The 16857-nt window shown below is 46.6% G+C and carries 15 protein-coding genes; 5 read left to right on the top strand and 10 right to left on the bottom strand.

Annotated features, from left to right (window positions below; genetic code table 11):
* Positions 1–31 precede the first annotated feature (31 nt).
* Positions 32–898, top strand: a complete 867-nt coding sequence (gene nlpI, locus ACKLNH_RS04400) for a lipoprotein NlpI (protein WP_413111027.1) — start codon at positions 32–34, stop codon at positions 896–898.
* Positions 899–950: 52 nt separating this feature from the next.
* On the opposite strand, the gene ruvX is transcribed toward nlpI, so the two are convergent.
* From ruvX to metK, 7 genes are all read right to left on the bottom strand, one after another.
* Positions 951–1373, bottom strand: a complete 423-nt coding sequence (gene ruvX / locus ACKLNH_RS04395) for a Holliday junction resolvase RuvX (RefSeq protein WP_413111026.1) — start codon at positions 1371–1373, stop codon at positions 951–953.
* Positions 1370–1933 (bottom strand): YqgE/AlgH family protein, encoded by a 564-nt coding sequence (locus ACKLNH_RS04390; protein WP_413111025.1) that lies wholly within the window; start codon positions 1931–1933, stop codon positions 1370–1372. The genes ruvX and ACKLNH_RS04390 overlap by 4 nt, the downstream gene beginning before the upstream one ends.
* Positions 1934–2082: 149 nt before the next feature.
* A complete protein-coding gene (gshB, locus tag ACKLNH_RS04385; protein ID WP_413111024.1) occupies positions 2083–3042 on the bottom strand; it encodes a glutathione synthase in 960 nt (319 codons plus the stop codon).
* 9 nt (positions 3043–3051) lie between these two features.
* The gene (gene rsmE, locus ACKLNH_RS04380) at positions 3052–3783 is read right to left on the bottom strand and encodes a 16S rRNA (uracil(1498)-N(3))-methyltransferase (protein ID WP_413111023.1); all 732 of its coding nucleotides are present in this window, start codon (positions 3781–3783) and stop codon (positions 3052–3054) included.
* 122 nt (positions 3784–3905) lie between these two features.
* Positions 3906–4613 carry an endonuclease gene (locus ACKLNH_RS04375; RefSeq protein ID WP_413111022.1) on the bottom strand — a complete coding sequence of 236 codons (708 nt, stop codon included), beginning with the start codon at positions 4611–4613 and terminating at the stop codon, positions 3906–3908.
* A 293-nt stretch (positions 4614–4906) separates the two neighbouring features.
* A complete protein-coding gene (locus tag ACKLNH_RS04370) occupies positions 4907–5389 on the bottom strand; it encodes a SprT family zinc-dependent metalloprotease (RefSeq protein ID WP_413111021.1) in 483 nt (160 codons plus the stop codon).
* An 81-nt stretch (positions 5390–5470) separates the two neighbouring features.
* Positions 5471–6622, bottom strand: a complete 1152-nt coding sequence (gene metK, locus ACKLNH_RS04365; protein ID WP_413111020.1) for a methionine adenosyltransferase — start codon at positions 6620–6622, stop codon at positions 5471–5473.
* A gap of 352 nt (positions 6623–6974) precedes the next feature.
* On the opposite strand from metK, the gene tkt reads away from it, so the two are divergent.
* Positions 6975–8969: a transketolase gene (gene tkt / locus ACKLNH_RS04360; protein ID WP_413111019.1), complete on the top strand. Its 1995-nt coding sequence runs from the start codon at positions 6975–6977 to the stop codon at positions 8967–8969.
* A 92-nt stretch (positions 8970–9061) separates the two neighbouring features.
* Positions 9062–10750: an LTA synthase family protein gene (locus tag ACKLNH_RS04355; protein WP_413111018.1), complete on the top strand. Its 1689-nt coding sequence runs from the start codon at positions 9062–9064 to the stop codon at positions 10748–10750.
* On the opposite strand, the gene ACKLNH_RS04350 is transcribed toward ACKLNH_RS04355, so the two are convergent.
* The 3 genes from ACKLNH_RS04350 to ACKLNH_RS04340 are packed head-to-tail and all read right to left on the bottom strand — an operon-like array spanning position 10683 to position 14296.
* Entirely contained in the window at positions 10683–11522 is an 840-nt protein-coding gene (locus ACKLNH_RS04350; RefSeq protein ID WP_413111017.1) for a glycerophosphodiester phosphodiesterase family protein, read from the bottom strand. The genes ACKLNH_RS04355 and ACKLNH_RS04350 overlap by 68 nt on opposite strands.
* Positions 11515–12498: a glycosyltransferase family 2 protein gene (locus ACKLNH_RS04345; RefSeq protein ID WP_413111016.1), complete on the bottom strand. Its 984-nt coding sequence runs from the start codon at positions 12496–12498 to the stop codon at positions 11515–11517. Before ACKLNH_RS04345 ends, ACKLNH_RS04350 begins: the two co-directional genes overlap by 8 nt.
* 4 nt (positions 12499–12502) lie before the next feature.
* A complete protein-coding gene (locus ACKLNH_RS04340) occupies positions 12503–14296 on the bottom strand; it encodes a hypothetical protein (RefSeq protein ID WP_413111015.1) in 1794 nt (597 codons plus the stop codon).
* A gap of 196 nt (positions 14297–14492) precedes the next feature.
* Between ACKLNH_RS04340 and epd the strand changes: the two genes are divergently transcribed.
* On the top strand, positions 14493–15554 hold the full coding sequence (epd, locus tag ACKLNH_RS04335) for an erythrose-4-phosphate dehydrogenase (protein ID WP_413111014.1): 1062 nt from the start codon (positions 14493–14495) through the stop codon (positions 15552–15554).
* A 74-nt stretch (positions 15555–15628) separates the two neighbouring features.
* Entirely contained in the window at positions 15629–16792 is a 1164-nt protein-coding gene (locus ACKLNH_RS04330) for a phosphoglycerate kinase (RefSeq protein ID WP_413111013.1), read from the top strand.
* Positions 16793–16857 lie beyond the last annotated feature (65 nt).

Below are 16857 nucleotides of genomic sequence, written 5' to 3'. Positions count from 1 at the left end.
ACGCCCCTTTTTTTGATCTAGGAGATCGACTTTGAGAGCACAGGTATGGCTGGTTGTATTGTTAATAGGATGGTTATCAGGTTGTGCAACCCAACCGGCCATTAGTGGCTGGTCTCATCCGCCGTTAGCGATCCCTTTACAGTCAACCATGCAGCAAGAATTGCAATTAGCCCGTATTGAGCAGCTCTTGCAGCGAGAAGATTTGGATGACACGACGTTAGCGCAGGTACACTATGAGCGTGGGATGCTGCATGATTCTCTAGGGTTGCGAGATTTGGCGCGTTTAGACTTTAATCAGTCATTGCAATATAAGCCCGATCAGGCGGATGTGTTTAATATTCTTGGGGTCTATTATACTCAAACCGGCTTTTTTGATGCGGCATATGAAGCGTTTGACTCGGTATTAGAGTTAAAGCCGCTCCATCCCTTCGCACAAAGAAATCGGGGTATCGCGCTCTATTATGGGCAGAGATATTGGTTAGCCGATGACGATCTGTTGCGACATTATGAGGAGAATATTAATGATCCTTATCGTGTTATTTGGCTCTACCTTAACGATTTAGAATTGGATTCGGCATCAGCGCAGGAGAAGTTGGCTTCCCGATATGATGCTGCAGACAAAACCGGCTGGGGCTGGGAAATTGTTGAGATGTACTTAAACTTGCGTCCAGAGTCTGAGTTACTGCATGTTGTTGCGATGGAGAGCCAGAGCAATGAAGAGCTCGCCGAGAAGCTATGTGAAGTCTATTTTTATATGGCGAAGCGTTATCAGCATAATGGTGACTTTTCATCAGCTGTCGCCTTGTACAAGATGGCAATGGCAGGCAATGTCTATGAGTTCATTGAACATCGCTATGCCATGTTAGAACTGGCAACGATGCTGCAAAATAGAATGTAATAAACCAGGCGAAAGCCTGGTTTTTGTAAGGTTTGAGGCTAATACAGGGGTATTAGCCATACTGTTGTTCAAACCAGCTCTCTAATATTACCACGGCTGATTGTGAGTCGATATTGCCTTTGCTTAACGCTCGGTAGCCACCAGATTCAAATAGCGAGGCTTTCGCTTCTCGGGTACTAAGTCGCTCATCATGTAGCTCCACTTGGTAGCCAAATCGACCATGCAGGCGGTTAGCAAATTTGCGGGCGCGTGGGGTAATGGCTTCTAACTCGCCCCCTTCCATATCGAGGGGAAGACCAACGACAATTAAGTCAGGTTGCCACTCGTTTAATATTTTCTCAATGTCACTCCAGTTTGGAATGCCATCTTTGGCTTTAAAAGCTGTTAATGGGTTTGCGGTGCCCGTTAACTCTTGACCTACGGCAACGCCAATACTCTTGGTGCCATAATCAAAGGCGATGATAGTGCGGCTCATGCATGTCCTGCTTGGCTAGATAGGTTGGCGGAATTGACTCCAAATTGGGCAATTGCTTTATTCCAACGTTCATTAATCGGGGTGTCAAAAATAATCGCAGGATCGGCTTCCACGGTTAACCAGCTATTTTCTACCAACTCACTTTCGAGTTGGCCAGCATCCCAGCCAGCATAGCCTAGTGCGACCATAAATTGTGCCGGAGCGAGTTGGGTGCCTAACGTCTCGAGCACATCTTTTGATGTGGTAATGGTTAAGTGTTCGCTAACTTTTTCACTGCTTGTAAATGTGCTTGCCGCATCATGTAGGACAAAGCCGCGGTCTTCTGCAACAGGCCCTCCGTTGAGAACGGGTTGATCTAGGCTGTGCGGATCATCTACAGGGAGATCGCGCTCGATCTCAATTTGTTCTAGCATGGCGTCTAAGGTAATTTCTATCGGTTGGTTTATGATCAACCCCATAGCGCCTTCATCATTGTGCTCACAGATATAGATCACCGTTCGCTTAAAGCGGGGATCTATCATACCGGGCATAGCGACAAGGAAATGGTTTTGTAAGTTCATTAATTGGTCCTGCTACGACATCAGACAATGACGGTATATACGTGGCGGATTAGAACCCTTAGTATGCAGAGAAAACGCCACGCTGTCATTGTTTGGAGGTATTCCTTTCCTCCGTTAACGATTCATCGAATAATGAAAATTAGCGCCTGCTAAGCAGAGCGTGCGGCATCGACATAACGTTCGATGGCGTCCATTAGCTTACCGGTGATAGAGATACCAAAAGCCGCTTCAATCTCTCGAATGCAGGTTGGGCTAGTCACGTTGATTTCAGTCAGCTTATCTCCGATAACATCTAGGCCTACAAAGATCAGCCCTTTCTCTTTTAATGTGGGTGCAACGGCTTTGGCAATGGCCCAGTCAGTCTCACTCAGCGGTCGAGCCTCGCCACGTCCACCAGCAGCAAGATTACCCCGCGTTTCACCTTCGGCTGGTATGCGAGCAAGGCAATAAGGCATCGGTTCACCATCAACAACAAGGATTCGCTTATCACCATTGCTAATATCAGGTACAAAGGCCTGAGCCATGCAGTAGTACTGATTAAGGTTGGTGAGCGTTTCTATAATCACTGATACATTGGGATCATCTTGCTTGATGCGGAAGATCGATGCCCCCCCCATTCCATCAAGAGGTTTTAAAATGACATCGCCATGGGTTTTACGAAAGGCGTTTATTTTATCTGCGTTACGCGTAACCAGAGTTGTCGGTGTTAACTCTGGGAACCAAGCGGTGAATAGCTTCTCGTTACAGTCCCGTAAACTCTGCGGCTTGTTAACGATCAGAGTCCCTTGTTCCTCGGCACGTTCTAGCATATACGTGGCGTAGATGTATTCTGTATCAAACGGAGGATCTTTGCGCATTAAAACCGCATCTAGTTCAGACAGTTTGATCTCTTGCTCTGACTGGAATTCATACCAACCGTTGGGGTCTTCTTTAAGGCTTAAAGTACGTGTGCGTGCGATCGACACCCCTTGCTCTAAAGAGAGGTCGCCCATCTCCATATAATGGATTTCCCAACCACGACGCTGTGCTTCCAACAGCATGGCAAAGCTAGAGTCTTTTTTAATATTGATGGAGTCGATTGGATCCATCACAATACCGAGTTTAATCATTTGAGTTCCTTATCCTAAGTCGCCAAATCTTACTTGTAGTGCGGTGATGGCTGTCATCGCTGCAGTTTCAGTGCGTAGTACTCGTGGGCCAAGCAGTGTCTCTTTAAAGTTAAAACTACGCGTCATCACTATCTCTTCGGCTGACAAGCCGCCTTCCGGTCCAATCAGCAGTTTCAGTTTTTCTACTGGTCCTGGCAGGGTATTGATTGAATACTCGGCACGGGGATGTAAATTCAGTTTTAATCCACTGTATTGTTCGGCACACCAAGCATCTAAGTGCATGATAGGACGAATAGTTGGTACCACATTGCGCCCACTTTGCTCACAGGCCGCGATAGCGATTTTTTGCCACTGTTGTAGTTTTTTCTCAAATCGTTCAGCATTGAGCTTTACGCCACAACGTTCTGAGATGAGCGGGGTAATAGTATTCACTCCGAGTTCAACCGATTTTTGTATCGTAAACTCCATTTTTTCGCCGCGCGACATCACTTGCCCTAGATGTAAATCTAATGGGGATTCTAAGCTGTTCTCTATGCGCGATTGAATCGCAACATCAACATGCTTTTTCGATGCGCTGTCGATGATGGCGGGAAACTCTGCATTAGAGCCGTCAAATAACACGACACTTTGTCCTGGCTGCATACGTAGGACTCGGCCAACATGATTGGCAGCATCGGCTTCAAGTGATACCACTCCTTGCTCAGGGAGCGGATGGGGATGATAAATACGTGGAATTCTCATAGGTATGTCAAATCTGTTGTTATTGATGGCATAGTAGCATGAATCAAAGCTATCCCCACACTAATCGCCAATCAAACGATAAGTGATTAATGGGGGTGGTTTAAGCGGCATTCAAGGCAGAATTATAGCCCAGCAACGCGGCAAGCTTGTTGAACAAAGCGATTATGATTGCCTTGTATGGTAGCGATACGACGGTCACGCACACATTCCCAGGTGTCCACCGGGTATTGACGATGCCATGCCTGCATAAGCTGCTTTTGTGCCTTAGCGAGAGTAAAGTCGTACTGTTCATGCATGTAGAGATAGATACGGGCAATGGCGCCTCGTGCTCTTGCAGGAGGCTCGGCGGTACGTTGTTTAAAATCGACTTTCATTTCACATTGACCATAAAAAGCGCCGTGCTCACCATTCCATTGGCTGAAGCGATAATTGGATCGATCGCCATTCACCTCGCCGATCGCGGGCGTGAGGTTGTGCATATCGGCTTCCATGATGCGGTATTCAGGGTCGCGACTGCAATTTTTTCGTCCCCCCTCTTGCCAACATTGGCGCTGATGTCCCATTTGCCACGCTGGCACGACGTGCTCCCATTCAATACGGTTTGCTCTGACTTCTTGACGGCGAACTTGATAACCGCAGTTATCTAAATCTGGTTCGCCACGGCGACCCTTCCAGGTGAAATCACAGCCGCAATAAAAGGTTTCAGTATAGTCGTGATAGATCTTATCGGTTAATAGACGCTTGGCGACATTGAATGAACTGGGGTGAGTGCCACTTGCAAAGGCAGGCAGAACGATGAAAGAAAAAAGTAGCAGGAAACGGTTAATCATCTTAACTCCTTAAATTGTTGAGATGATTATCAATTACATTATGTTCGAGACGCAAGGCGTAAAGCGGAAGTGGGGTCGCGAATTAGCGATTTTTACTCAGAAAACGCGGTGTTTGCAGGAAGTGTGCAGCTATCTAGGCTTTTGTATCATGGGTGGCCCAAAGCTCGGGGTTTAATTTTTATTATGTATATTCAATTGCTTATGTTGTTGGTTGTTTTGTTGCGTACAAGGTGGGCAGCTTTGGGGTTGCTGGTGACCAAAAGCGTTGTAAGCTGTACATGCGTAAACATGGGTTAGTGATTGGGTACTAAGGCTTGTCCACAAGTACGGCAACGGTAGCTCACTTGTTGGCGAGACATTTTATTATGGCGACGGACGGTCAGTTGGTGCGTTTGGCAGCTACAGCGGTAGGCGTAGAGTTGCCCTTGTACTTGGCTAACATCGAACTGATGGGTGGTTTTAGCCGGGCGCTTAAAAACTTGTTGCATTACGGCTTGCCACTCTTTGCCGTGAGGGCGAACGCGTCCAAAGCATTGATAGACGATGAGGTGCGCCACTTCGTGAGGAACCACATCTTGCAAAAAGGCCTCGGGGTTGTCTTTTAATAAGACAGGATTGAAGCGTAACTCCCACTGGAGCAGTCGGGCACTGCCTGCTATTTTTCCGCGTTGGTTAAAGCGTATCGTTGGCATGGCGAATGACTGGTTAAGTGCCGTCTGAGCCTGTTGTAAGCAGGCACCGACTTGGGCGACGATCTGCTGTTCAAGTAATCTCATGTCGCTATTATCCTCGAGAATTGAGAAAGCAAAAAGCCAGAGCACTGCTCTGGCTTTTAAGCGTCGGCGCGAGTAAAGCGCTTACAATTTAGCGAAGTCGCGTAGCGCTTCTACTTTGTCGGTCTTTTCCCAAGGGAACTCTTCGCGACCAAAGTGACCGTATGCAGCGGTCTTCTTGTAGATAGGCTGCAGTAGATCTAGCATCTCTTGCAGGCCGTATGGGCGCAAATCAAAGAACTGACGTACCGCACCAATGATGACATCATGAGGCACTTTTTCTGTGCCGAATGTTTCAATCATAATTGACGTTGGGTCTGCAACACCGATAGCGTAAGACAGTTGAATCTCACAACGATCCGCCATACCTGCAGCAACAATGTTCTTTGCAACATAACGTGCAGCGTAAGCTGCTGAACGGTCAACTTTTGATGGATCTTTACCAGAGAAAGCACCACCACCGTGACGCGCTGCGCCACCGTAAGTATCAACAATGATCTTACGACCGGTTAAACCACAGTCACCCATCGGGCCACCGATAACAAAACGACCGGTTGGGTTAATGAAGAACTTGGTCTCTTTGTTTAGCCACTCTGAAGGTAAAACTGGCTTGATGATCTCTTCCATTACCGCTTCACGCAATACAGGTGTTGCGATAGTGTCACAGTGTTGGGTTGATAGGACTACCGCATCAATACCAACAATTTTGCCTTGGTCATAAGCAAAGGTCACTTGGCTTTTCGCATCTGGACGTAACCAAGGTAGTGCGCCATTCTTACGCACTTCTGCTTGACGCTGCACCAAACGGTGAGAGTAAGTGATCGGTGCTGGCATTAATACGTCAGTTTCGTTGGTGGCATAACCGAACATGATGCCTTGGTCACCGGCACCTTGTTCTTTCGGGTCAGCTTTATCAACACCTTGATTGATGTCTGGCGACTGTTTACCAATGGTATTTAGTACAGCACAAGAATTAGCATCAAAGCCCATGTCTGAGTGTACATAACCAATTTCACGTACGGTTTCACGGGTTAATTCTTCAATATCGACCCAAGCCGATGTTGTGATTTCACCACCAACCATCACCATGCCAGTCTTAACGTAAGTTTCGCAAGCAACACGTGCTTTTGGATCTTGTTCTAAGATTGCATCCAGTACGGCATCAGAGATCTGATCGGCGATTTTATCTGGATGGCCTTCAGATACTGACTCAGAAGTAAACAAGTGTCTTGACATGAGCGTTTCCAATAAAAATTAATGAATGAAGCATATGAAATGGGAAAATGGCGTCCATTCATATGTGTAGAGCTATCTACATCTGGATGGCTATTTTACCTGTAGTGGGATCAAAATCAACATTCTATTTAGTAAGGTTATAGTAAAAAAGAGAAGAAATCGTTTGCTTAACTTAGTGATGCTTCAATTATTTAAGCTCATATTGCTGCCATCTATTTGAATTGTTGCTGCTATTTGTGCGGTAAAACGTTTGCAGTCCTTGCGCCGCTTTGCGACAATACGTCCCCGCCAAATAACGTTTCTCATTATTGTTAGAGAAGCCCTACTAAACTGTTTTCACTCAGGAGCAGACATGTCGTCTCGTAAACAACTTGCTAATGCAATTCGTGCACTAAGCATGGATGGTGTTCAACAAGCTAACTCTGGTCACCCAGGTGCCCCTATGGGTATGGCTGATATCGCTGAAGTACTATGGCGCGATCACATGAACCATAACCCACAAAATCCAGAGTGGGCAGATCGTGACCGTTTTGTGTTGTCTAACGGCCATGGTTCAATGCTGATTTACTCTCTGCTTCATTTGACAGGTTATGAACTGTCAATTGAGGATCTAAAACAGTTCCGTCAACTGCATTCTAAAACACCGGGCCACCCTGAATATGGTTATGCGCCAGGTGTAGAAACAACAACGGGTCCACTTGGTCAAGGTATCACTAATGCTGTGGGCATGGCGCTAGCAGAAAAATCATTGGCGGCGCAGTTCAACCGTGACGGCCATGATGTTGTTGACCACTACACCTACACCTTTATGGGTGATGGTTGTTTGATGGAAGGTATCTCTCACGAAGCGTGTTCTCTAGCGGGTACCTTAGGTCTAGGTAAATTGATTGCATTTTGGGATGACAATGGCATCTCAATCGACGGTGAAGTTGAAGGTTGGTTTACTGACAATACTCAACAGCGCTTTGAGTCATATGGTTGGCATGTTATCTCTGTTGATGGCCACGATAGCGACGCTATCAATGCGGCAATTGAAGCGGCAAAAGCTGAAACCAGTAAGCCGTCAATCATCTGTTGTAAAACCATTATTGGTTTTGGTTCGCCAAACAAAGCAGGTTCACACGACTGCCACGGCGCACCACTAGGCCATGAAGAGATTGCAGCGGCGCGTGAATTCCTTGGTTGGGAACACGGTCCTTTTGAAATCCCGGCTGACATTTATGCTAAGTGGGACGCCAAAGAAGCTGGCGCGACCAAACAAGCAGCATGGGAAGATAAACTGGCGGCTTATGAAGCAGCTCATCCAGAACTGGCTGCTGAGTTTAAACGTCGTATTGCTGGTGATTTACCTGCAGAGTTTGCTGCTAAAGCGAGCGAATATATTCAAGATCTTCAAGCAAACCCAGCATCGATTGCCTCGCGTAAAGCGTCTCAAAATGCGCTAGAAGCATTCGGTAAGCTACTACCTGAGTTTATGGGTGGTTCTGCAGACCTTGCCCCGTCTAACCTAACCATGTGGTCTGGTTCTAAGTCTCTGACGCCAACTGATGCATCTGGTAACTACATTCACTACGGTGTACGTGAGTTTGGTATGACGGCAATCATGAACGGTATTGCCTTGCATGGTGGCTTTGTTCCTTACGGCGCAACATTCCTTATGTTTATGGAATATGCACGTAACGCAATGCGTATGGCTGCACTAATGAAAGTGCAAAATATTCAAGTGTATACCCATGACTCAATCGGTCTGGGTGAAGATGGCCCAACGCACCAGCCAGTAGAGCAAATCTCTTCACTGCGTATTACACCAAACATGAGCACATGGCGTCCATGTGATCAGGTTGAATCAGCAGTAGCATGGAAACATGCAATCGAGCGTAAAGATGGTCCAACCTCGTTAATCTTCTCACGTCAGAACCTAGCCCAGCAGCCACGTGATGCAGCACAGCTAGACAATGTCGCGAAAGGTGGTTATACCCTTATCGATTGTGACGGTAAGCCAGAGCTGATCCTTATCGCAACAGGTTCTGAAGTTGAGCTAGCGGTTGCAGCTCACGCTGAATTGACCGAAGCGGGTCACAAGGTTCGTGTGGTATCACTACCATCAACGGATGTATTTGATGCACAAGATGCTGAATACCGTGAGTCGGTTCTGCCTTCAGATGTTACGGCGCGTGTTGCTGTTGAAGCCGGTATTGCGGATTACTGGTATAAGTATGTCGGCTTTGATGGTCGCATCATCGGTATGACCACATTTGGTGAGTCAGCTCCAGCTGGCGAACTATTCAAGATGTTCGGCTTCACTGTAGACAATGTTGTTAACACTGCAAAAGAGCTACTAGCGTAAGCGTTCAAGCTACTGATAAATAGTAAATAAGCCAGGCTTCGGTCTGGCTTTTTTTATGTCTTCTTCTAGGCTTAAATCGTCAGGGAGGCACTATGTTTATACTGTTGGTTGTTACGTTACCTTTCATCTATAAAGTCTATCGGCTGGGTGGGGCTTTTGTTGTTGATGACCCATTTAGCTACTTCCATCTATTGATTCAAGATCTTCCCTTGATAGGTTTAATGTTGCTGTTGTATGGAGCAGCTCGACATGGTGGGAAGAGCGTTTTTTACCTTTGTCGTGCGCTGGCATTGCTGTTGTATTTTATATATGTCATTGACCTTGTGGTAATACTTCTTTTTCAGACGCGGCTTTACTTTGAGGACATCCCGCTTTTTTCCCAAGAGCTATCGGCTACCCTCGGCGATATGTGGTGGAAAGCACTTATTCCTTTTGCTGTGGTTGTGTTATTTATGCGTCTTTTCTTGGACAAGCCGCGTGATGTGTTTCCTTTTTTACGGCTTGGCATGATGCTGGTGGTGGTGGGAATGGGGGGCGGAATGTTATTTCCTCCTGACACATCGGTGCGCGGTGCATTTTTTACCAATGTGCTGGATGCAAATTGGCGAGCAACACATCGAACCCCATACAGCCAAACATTTGTTGAAGGGTTTGACTATCAACCAGCCTTAATCTGTGACCGTTATCCTGCTCAACGCCCAGATGCAATTTATGTTGTGTTGGTGGAGTCTTGGTCTAACTATCATAGTGCGTTATTTGGGGGGCAGAATAACTGGACGCCACAGTTAGATTTGCTCGCTCAACAGCACATTCGCTACAGCCAATTCTATGCTAATGGTTTTACCACTGAAGCCGGTCTCTATGCGGTATTAATGGGGCGTCCATCAATTCTATACCAACAGTCGATGCGCCTAGATGGCGGTGTTGGTCTTGAGCAGTTTTCAGTGACTTCCTCACCCGTTAAGGCGCTGGAGGCACTAGGCTATACGCCAATCTTTATTACGTCAGGTGATTTGAGTTTTCTTGGCAAAGGGGCATGGTTGCAGCAGGTCGGTTTTCGCCAGCAGATCGGCGCAAAGGATTTCGCTGCGACAGAGCGACGTTATCTCTTCAATTCGGTTGCTGATGAAGTGCTATTTGAAAAAGCCCGGCAGGTAATTGCTGACCATATAGGGCAGCCCATGTTCGTCGTGATAGAAAATGTATCGACCCACGCGCCATTTTACCTTCCATCGGATCAAGGCTATGAACGCTCGGAGCAGAAAGTGTTTCGCTATACCGATGCACATTTGGCGGCCTTTGTTAGTGAGTTGATTCAGGATAACAATATGGTGGTCGTTATGAGCGATCACCGCGCCATGACCGCGATGACGGCACAAGAGTTGTCTGTGTCGGGGCTAATGGCGCCCGCGCACGTCCCGGCGTTTATTGCATGGCGGCAATGGCAAGGGGTGATATCGCTACCGTTTCAACAGTCAGATTTATTGCCATCGTTACTCGATTTGATCCAAGGTAAGCAGTGCTTTGGTGAATCACGTGGTGCAATGTTAGCGTTTGAGCACCCTCGAGCAGCGGGATGCGTGCTTCATGCGCGAGGAGATCGACGTGAGCAAGTCACGGCGTTATGTGGTGCAGAGCAGGCGCATAATGTATTGTTAGATGGTGATCAAACGCGAGCTCAAAACCGGAACGAGAGTGCAGCGGTTGATTTGGTCAATTACTTACGTCTATTACATCGTTCAACGGTTGAGGCACCAGATGATCGGTATAGATCTCACTGATCTGGTATTTACTCTTAAGAATATCAAGCTCGCGTGGACTATTAACGGTATGCACAAAGGTTGTAATCTTATGCTGTGCTAGCGTAACGCCTAATCCTTGTTGGGCGCGATGTTTCGGCATAGTGATGGCAATACTTCCATGAAAACGGCCTAGCCAATAACGTATTTGGCGTGTATTGCCGTGAAAGCGATATAGCGTCCATATAATACGTTTAAACCCGAGTGCTTTAACGGGCTCAAATTGTTCGGGGTGATAAATCTGCGGTATAACGCGCTGACTCGCATCGGGTATTGCTTGATTGATTAGCGCCAGTGCTTGCTGGTTGTTTTCTTTTATATCCGTAACGATGCGAATGTGTGGGTGCTGTTGTAACCAGTCGCTGAGGGATTTAAGCGTACAGTTAGTGTGGTGCCCTTTGGGTAATACCTGCTGAAACTCGTCCAATGAGAGAGGACGGCTGGGTGTAAAGCCAAAGTTATCGTAGAAGCTTTTCCCCCAATCATGTAAGCAGACCAAATGACCGTCGCGGGTAAAACTAAAATCAATCTCAAATAACATGAACCCCCTGCTTACATTTTGTTTGAGCGCTTGCAAAGAGTTAGTGTAAGTGTGTTGATCTAGCCCCCCTCCAGCATGGGCAATGCGTAATGCTGGAAAGGGAAGAGTGGTAATTGACGCGGGAAAGTAGAATCGAGCATAGCTGAAAAGTATCCAGCTTAAGCTAATGACTATACAGATACGCACACAGAGTGTCAGCGTGCGACTAGCCATGTAAATGCTCAGTATCCGAAGTCACGTCAGGCGTTGCTATCGTATTGCTGTCACGAGGTTGCATTTGGTTCGGGGTGTTAAGGTAGTGGATAAGTTTGGTTTCTAAACGCCCGCGGCTGACATTATCTAATATGAACCCTGTGAATAAGCACATTGCGGAGATCAAGCCGAACCCACTGGCTAATAGGGCGGTAGGTAAACGATCAACCAACCCGGTATGTAAAAAAGCACTGATTACCGGGCCACCTAACATTAGGCTTGTGAGGGCAAAGGCGGTGGCCAGTAGAGAGAAAAACAGCAAAGGCTTAACATCACGTAAAAGAAACAAAATAAAGTTAAGGATCTTAAAGCCATCAGAGAAGGTGCGAAGTTTGCTGCTGGTTCCTACTGGACGATTGCGATAAGCGGTAGGCATTTCGATACATGGCAGACGATGATGTAGAGCGTGCACGGTTAATTCAGTTTCAATTTCAAAACCGTAACTGAGAACGGGCAAGGACTTCACAAAACGACGACTCATCACGCGATAGCCGGAAAAAACGTCATTAAGACGAGCGCCAAAAAAGCGATTAATGAGCCCAGAGAAGGCTTTATTGCCGAGGATGTGACCGGCTGGATACGCTTCGCGAGCGACTGTTCGGCTTCCCGTTATCATATCTAATTGCTCGTTGCGCAGCCGTTTAATCATCTTGCGGGCTGCAGACGCATCATAGGTATTGTCGCCATCAGCTAAAACAAAAATGTCAGCATCAATATCAGCAAACATCCGTTTAACGACAACGCCTTTGCCTTGTCGTTGCTCGTGGCGCACGACAGCGCCAGCTTGGCGAGCTTCAGCCACCGAGCTATCACTGGAGTTGTTGTCATATACGTAGACTGTGCAATCGGGTAGGGCACGCTTAAATGCGTGAACCGTATCTCCAATTGCCCCCGCCTCGTTATAGCAGGGAAGCAGTACGGCAACCTGTGATCCCATCGTGTTACTCCTTTCTTATTTTATATAGCAACACCCCGTTATCGGAGGTATCTATCAGTTCGAGCCAGTCAAACGGGGCTTGATTGAGCAATTGATTAATAAAAGAGCTTGGCGGTGACTCCTTGCTCATTAGGCGACTCGCCCCATCACCACCCAAGAGGAGGTAGTTAACGTCATGTTCAAATAGTTGTTGTTTAATGGCGAGATAATCGGTGGCGATAAACTGTTCTATCACCCATTGGTTCGCTGTTGTATTTCGGTGATAGGGGGCAGAGAAGACGTGATTATTTGTTAAGGCAAGAATTGGCGCGCCAAATTCAATAGGGGCTAATATTGTTTGCTGCTCTATACCGTGTCGAGTGAGTAGCTCCGTTTTGTAGTTGTTAGACTGATTGGCGGGCAAGCTGGAGGCGCTTTGCGGTAAATCACTGGTTAAGAACGTTTGTTGTAGTTGCCCTGCAACGAGCATTATACACAGTGGAATGCAGCTGATTAGCACCAATATTCTCAGCGCCGAGAAACGTATTTGGGTTAACGCAATGGCACAAATATAGGCTTGTAGGGGCAGTGCGATAACAAACGCGGTAAAAATGGTGCGTATTTGCCATAACAGCGGCAAACAGAGAAGAAGGAGCGCTAGCCCCAGCAGAGCTCTAAATAATGCGTTACGGGGAAGAAAAAAAGCACCAATAAATAGGGGGAGTAGAGTTAGTAGGTAGTTGCGCTTGCTTAGGATTCCATCCCGTTCAATATATGACCATATCGGTTTGGCTTCACTGACATGGTCTAGCCAGTATGTTTCTAATAACGGTGGGTAGTTGTAATAGACACCGCCGATAAGAGCAGGATATAAGCATAATACAGGGACTAGTACGACAGTGGCACAACCGATGAAGCGAGTGATGCGATGGGTGTGTCGCCAATAACAGTAGCGGTTGAGCCTTAAAGAGAGCTGACAGAAAGCAGCGCCGGCCAACAGTAAAGCGACATAGGGCAGTGACAGGGCATCGTAATGTGTATCAAAAAACTCTGTTGCAGGTCGATTTAATAACATTAAAAGGGCCGCAGTAACGGCGCCGAGCAGACAGAGGAAGGAGGCATATTGTAGCCAGCGCCAGCGCTGCACATAGCCAAGACAACTCATCATCAATAAGGAAAAAGCAAAGGCGAGCAAATTCTCCATTCCGACCCAGAAAGAGAGCGCGATAATCCCGCCCTGAATAAACGCACGGGTTTTGCTTAATAGCTCTTTTGGTTTGATAGGTAGAGCGGCAAGAAAAAGTGCAAATAACATGAGTTGAATGTTGTGATGATCAATGGCACCTGGTAGGAACTTGTTTAAGAGTGGAGAGAGTAAAGTAAACAAAATAGCGAGTTTTGCGGCATCGGCATTAGCGATACGTACGGTGAACACACCGACGGCAATAAGTAGCACCAGTAGATAGCATAAGGGAGTGATTGCAACAGCGATAGCTTGCGCTGTCTCTTTATCAGTGAATAAGGATGACAATAAATACAATAAGGCCAACGGAATATCAGGTAAGCGAGACCAGTGTATCAGTTGACCTGCATTAGGATTAAAGCTTTCAATCGGAGTGAGATGCCATCGACCACTCTCTAGCCATGTGGTGAATTGCAGATAGCGCATGTAGTCATCATTCCCCACCAATTGAAGCGTAAGCAATGTTTCCCATTGTGTAACGATATAAACGCCAACAATCAAACACCAAGCAATAAAGCTTGTTAGCATGAGTGAGCGATACGCTTGTTTAGGCCTTGGTAATGTTTGGTTGGTCATAATGAAACAGTATGCGCGTGTGAACACTGTACATTGTGGTGCATATGTAGAGGGTTGGGAGGAATTATTTGTCTTATCGTTAAGAAACGTCACCGTTGTTGCCGAGATGACGATGTAACTTGAGTTAACATTTAACGTGATAACCCGCACAGTTTAGGTTAGAATCGGTCAGCTTTTTAACCAATGATGCATGGAAATGACACGCACGGATAAGACTTTAAAAGTTGCTATAAATGGTTTTGGTCGCATTGGGCGCAGCGTGTTACGTGCGTTGTATGAGAGCGGCAAGCATCACCACATTGAGGTGGTTGCGGTGAATGAACTCGCTCAACCTGAAGCGATGGCGCATTTATTGCAATATGACTCTAGTCATGGCCGCTTTGGTAAGACCGTTCGTCACGATCAAGAGCACCTGTTCATCGATGGTGATGATGGCTCAACAGATGCGATTCGAATACTGCACCTTAATGATATCGATCTACTGCCTTGGCGAGACTTATCGGTTGATATCGTACTCGACTGCACGGGAGTATACGGCAGCCGAGAAGATGGACTGGCACACATCAAAGCCGGTGCCCAAAAGGTTTTATTTTCACACCCAGCGGCAAGCGACATAGATAACACGGTTATTTATGGCGTAAACCAACACTCTTTACGTGCAGACGATCGTATTGTTTCAAATGGCTCCTGTACGACTAATTGCATTGTCCCGGTCATTAAAGTGATCGATGAAGCTTTCGGCATTAACTCCGGCACCATCACAACAATACATTCAGCCATGAATGACCAGCAGGTCATTGACGCTTATCATGGTGATTTACGCCGAACTCGAGCAGCGAGCCAATCTATTATTCCCGTTGATACTAAGTTACATCTCGGTATCGGACGGATTTTCCCCCAGTTTGCCGATAAGTTTGAAGCCATTTCGGTTCGTGTGCCAACGATCAATGTTACAGCAATGGATTTGAGTGTCACTGTCAAGACTAATGTCACCGTTAATGACATAAATCAAGCATTGATCACAGCATCACAGTGTACATTAGACGGCATTGTGGATTACACAGAAGCACCTTTGGTGTCGATTGACTTTAATCATGACCCCCATAGCGCAATTGTTGATGGCAGCCAGACACGGGTGAGCGATCAACATTTAGTAAAGATGTTGGTGTGGTGTGATAATGAGTGGGGTTTTGCCAATCGCATGCTGGATACTGCGTTAGCAATGCATCACTCTCAGCGTGAAGATATCGCGTTGTAAACTAATATTTAGTTCACGTGCCTATATGAAATCGGCACATTAAATTTTTGGCTAACATGAGTAGAGGACACAGAATGTCTGTCATCAAAATGATTGATCTTGACCTAGCTGGTAAGCGCGTATTTATCCGTGCTGACCTGAACGTACCAGTAAAAGAGGGTAAAGTAACCTCTGATGCACGTATTCTTGCATCACTGCCAACCATCAAGCGCTGCCTAGACGCTGGCGCAAAAGTAATGGTTACGTCTCACTTGGGTCGTCCAACTGAAGGCGAGTACGCAGAAGAGTTTTCTCTACAACCTGTCGTTAACTACCTAAATGACGCACTTGATTGTGAAGTGAAGCTAGCGAAGGATTACCTAGATGGTCTAGAGCTGAATGCTGGTGAACTCGTTGTTCTTGAGAACGTTCGCTTTAACAAAGGCGAGAAGAAGAACGAAGAAGAACTATCTAAGAAATACGCAGCACTATGTGACATCTTCGTCATGGATGCATTCGGTACAGCGCACCGCGCACAAGCATCAACGCACGGTGTCGGCACTTACGCGCCAGTAGCATGTGCAGGCCCACTTCTTGCTGCTGAACTAGAAGCACTAGGCAAAGCAATGGACAACCCAGAGCGTCCATTGGTTGCGATTGTTGGTGGTTCTAAAGTATCAACTAAGCTAACTGTATTAGAGTCACTATCTAAAGTTGCTGACCAACTTGTTGTTGGTGGCGGTATCGCGAACACCTTCATTGCTGCAGAAGGCCACAACGTCGGTAAGTCTCTATATGAAGCAGACCTTGTTGATACGGCTAAAAAGCTAATGAAAGAGTGTGCAATCCCAGTCGCGACTGACGTTGCTTGTGCAAAAGCTTTCGACGAGAACGCTGAAGCTGAAATCAAGCACGTTTCTGAAGTTGCAGATGATGACATGATCTTCGACCTAGGCCCTGATTCAACAGCGGCACTGGCAGAAATCATTGCTAACGCTAAAACGATTCTTTGGAATGGCCCTGTAGGTGTATTCGAATTTAAGAACTTTGAAGCGGGTACTGCTGGTATCTCTAAAGCCATCGCAGAATCTGCTGGCTTCTCTGTTGCTGGTGGTGGCGATACATTGGCAGCGATTGATAAGTTCGGTATCAAAGCAGACGTTTCTTACATCTCTACTGGTGGTGGTGCATTCCTTGAGTTTGTTGAAGGTAAAGTACTTCCAGCTGTCGCGATGCTAGAAGAGCGCGCAAAAGCATAATTTGTCTAAGGCGGTGTGACGTGCATCGCCTTTTTTAAACTTTTTTGCCTATCGTTTGTGAAATG

It is taken from the genome of Thaumasiovibrio clandestinus, from assembly GCF_047250365.1.
Classification (GTDB): domain Bacteria; phylum Pseudomonadota; class Gammaproteobacteria; order Enterobacterales; family Vibrionaceae; genus Thaumasiovibrio.
This window is presented reverse-complemented; position numbering and strand designations above follow the sequence as displayed.

Coding starts and splice junctions, on each gene's coding strand:
- gshB (WP_413111024.1), bottom strand. CDS start 3,042: ATGATTAAACTCGGTATTGTGATGGATCCAATCGACTCCATCAATATT.
- ACKLNH_RS04390 (WP_413111025.1), bottom strand. CDS start 1,933: ATGAACTTACAAAACCATTTCCTTGTCGCTATGCCCGGTATGATAGAT.
- ACKLNH_RS04350 (WP_413111017.1), bottom strand. CDS start 11,522: ATGGCTAGTCGCACGCTGACACTCTGTGTGCGTATCTGTATAGTCATT.
- ACKLNH_RS04340 (WP_413111015.1), bottom strand. CDS start 14,296: ATGACCAACCAAACATTACCAAGGCCTAAACAAGCGTATCGCTCACTC.
- rsmE (WP_413111023.1), bottom strand. CDS start 3,783: ATGAGAATTCCACGTATTTATCATCCCCATCCGCTCCCTGAGCAAGGA.
- ACKLNH_RS04375 (WP_413111022.1), bottom strand. CDS start 4,613: ATGATTAACCGTTTCCTGCTACTTTTTTCTTTCATCGTTCTGCCTGCC.
- metK (WP_413111020.1), bottom strand. CDS start 6,622: ATGTCAAGACACTTGTTTACTTCTGAGTCAGTATCTGAAGGCCATCCA.
- ruvX (WP_413111026.1), bottom strand. CDS start 1,373: ATGAGCCGCACTATCATCGCCTTTGATTATGGCACCAAGAGTATTGGC.
- epd (WP_413111014.1), top strand. CDS start 14,493: ATGACACGCACGGATAAGACTTTAAAAGTTGCTATAAATGGTTTTGGT.
- ACKLNH_RS04355 (WP_413111018.1), top strand. CDS start 9,062: ATGTTTATACTGTTGGTTGTTACGTTACCTTTCATCTATAAAGTCTAT.
- ACKLNH_RS04345 (WP_413111016.1), bottom strand. CDS start 12,498: ATGGGATCACAGGTTGCCGTACTGCTTCCCTGCTATAACGAGGCGGGG.
- ACKLNH_RS04330 (WP_413111013.1), top strand. CDS start 15,629: ATGTCTGTCATCAAAATGATTGATCTTGACCTAGCTGGTAAGCGCGTA.
- ACKLNH_RS04370 (WP_413111021.1), bottom strand. CDS start 5,389: ATGAGATTACTTGAACAGCAGATCGTCGCCCAAGTCGGTGCCTGCTTA.
- tkt (WP_413111019.1), top strand. CDS start 6,975: ATGTCGTCTCGTAAACAACTTGCTAATGCAATTCGTGCACTAAGCATG.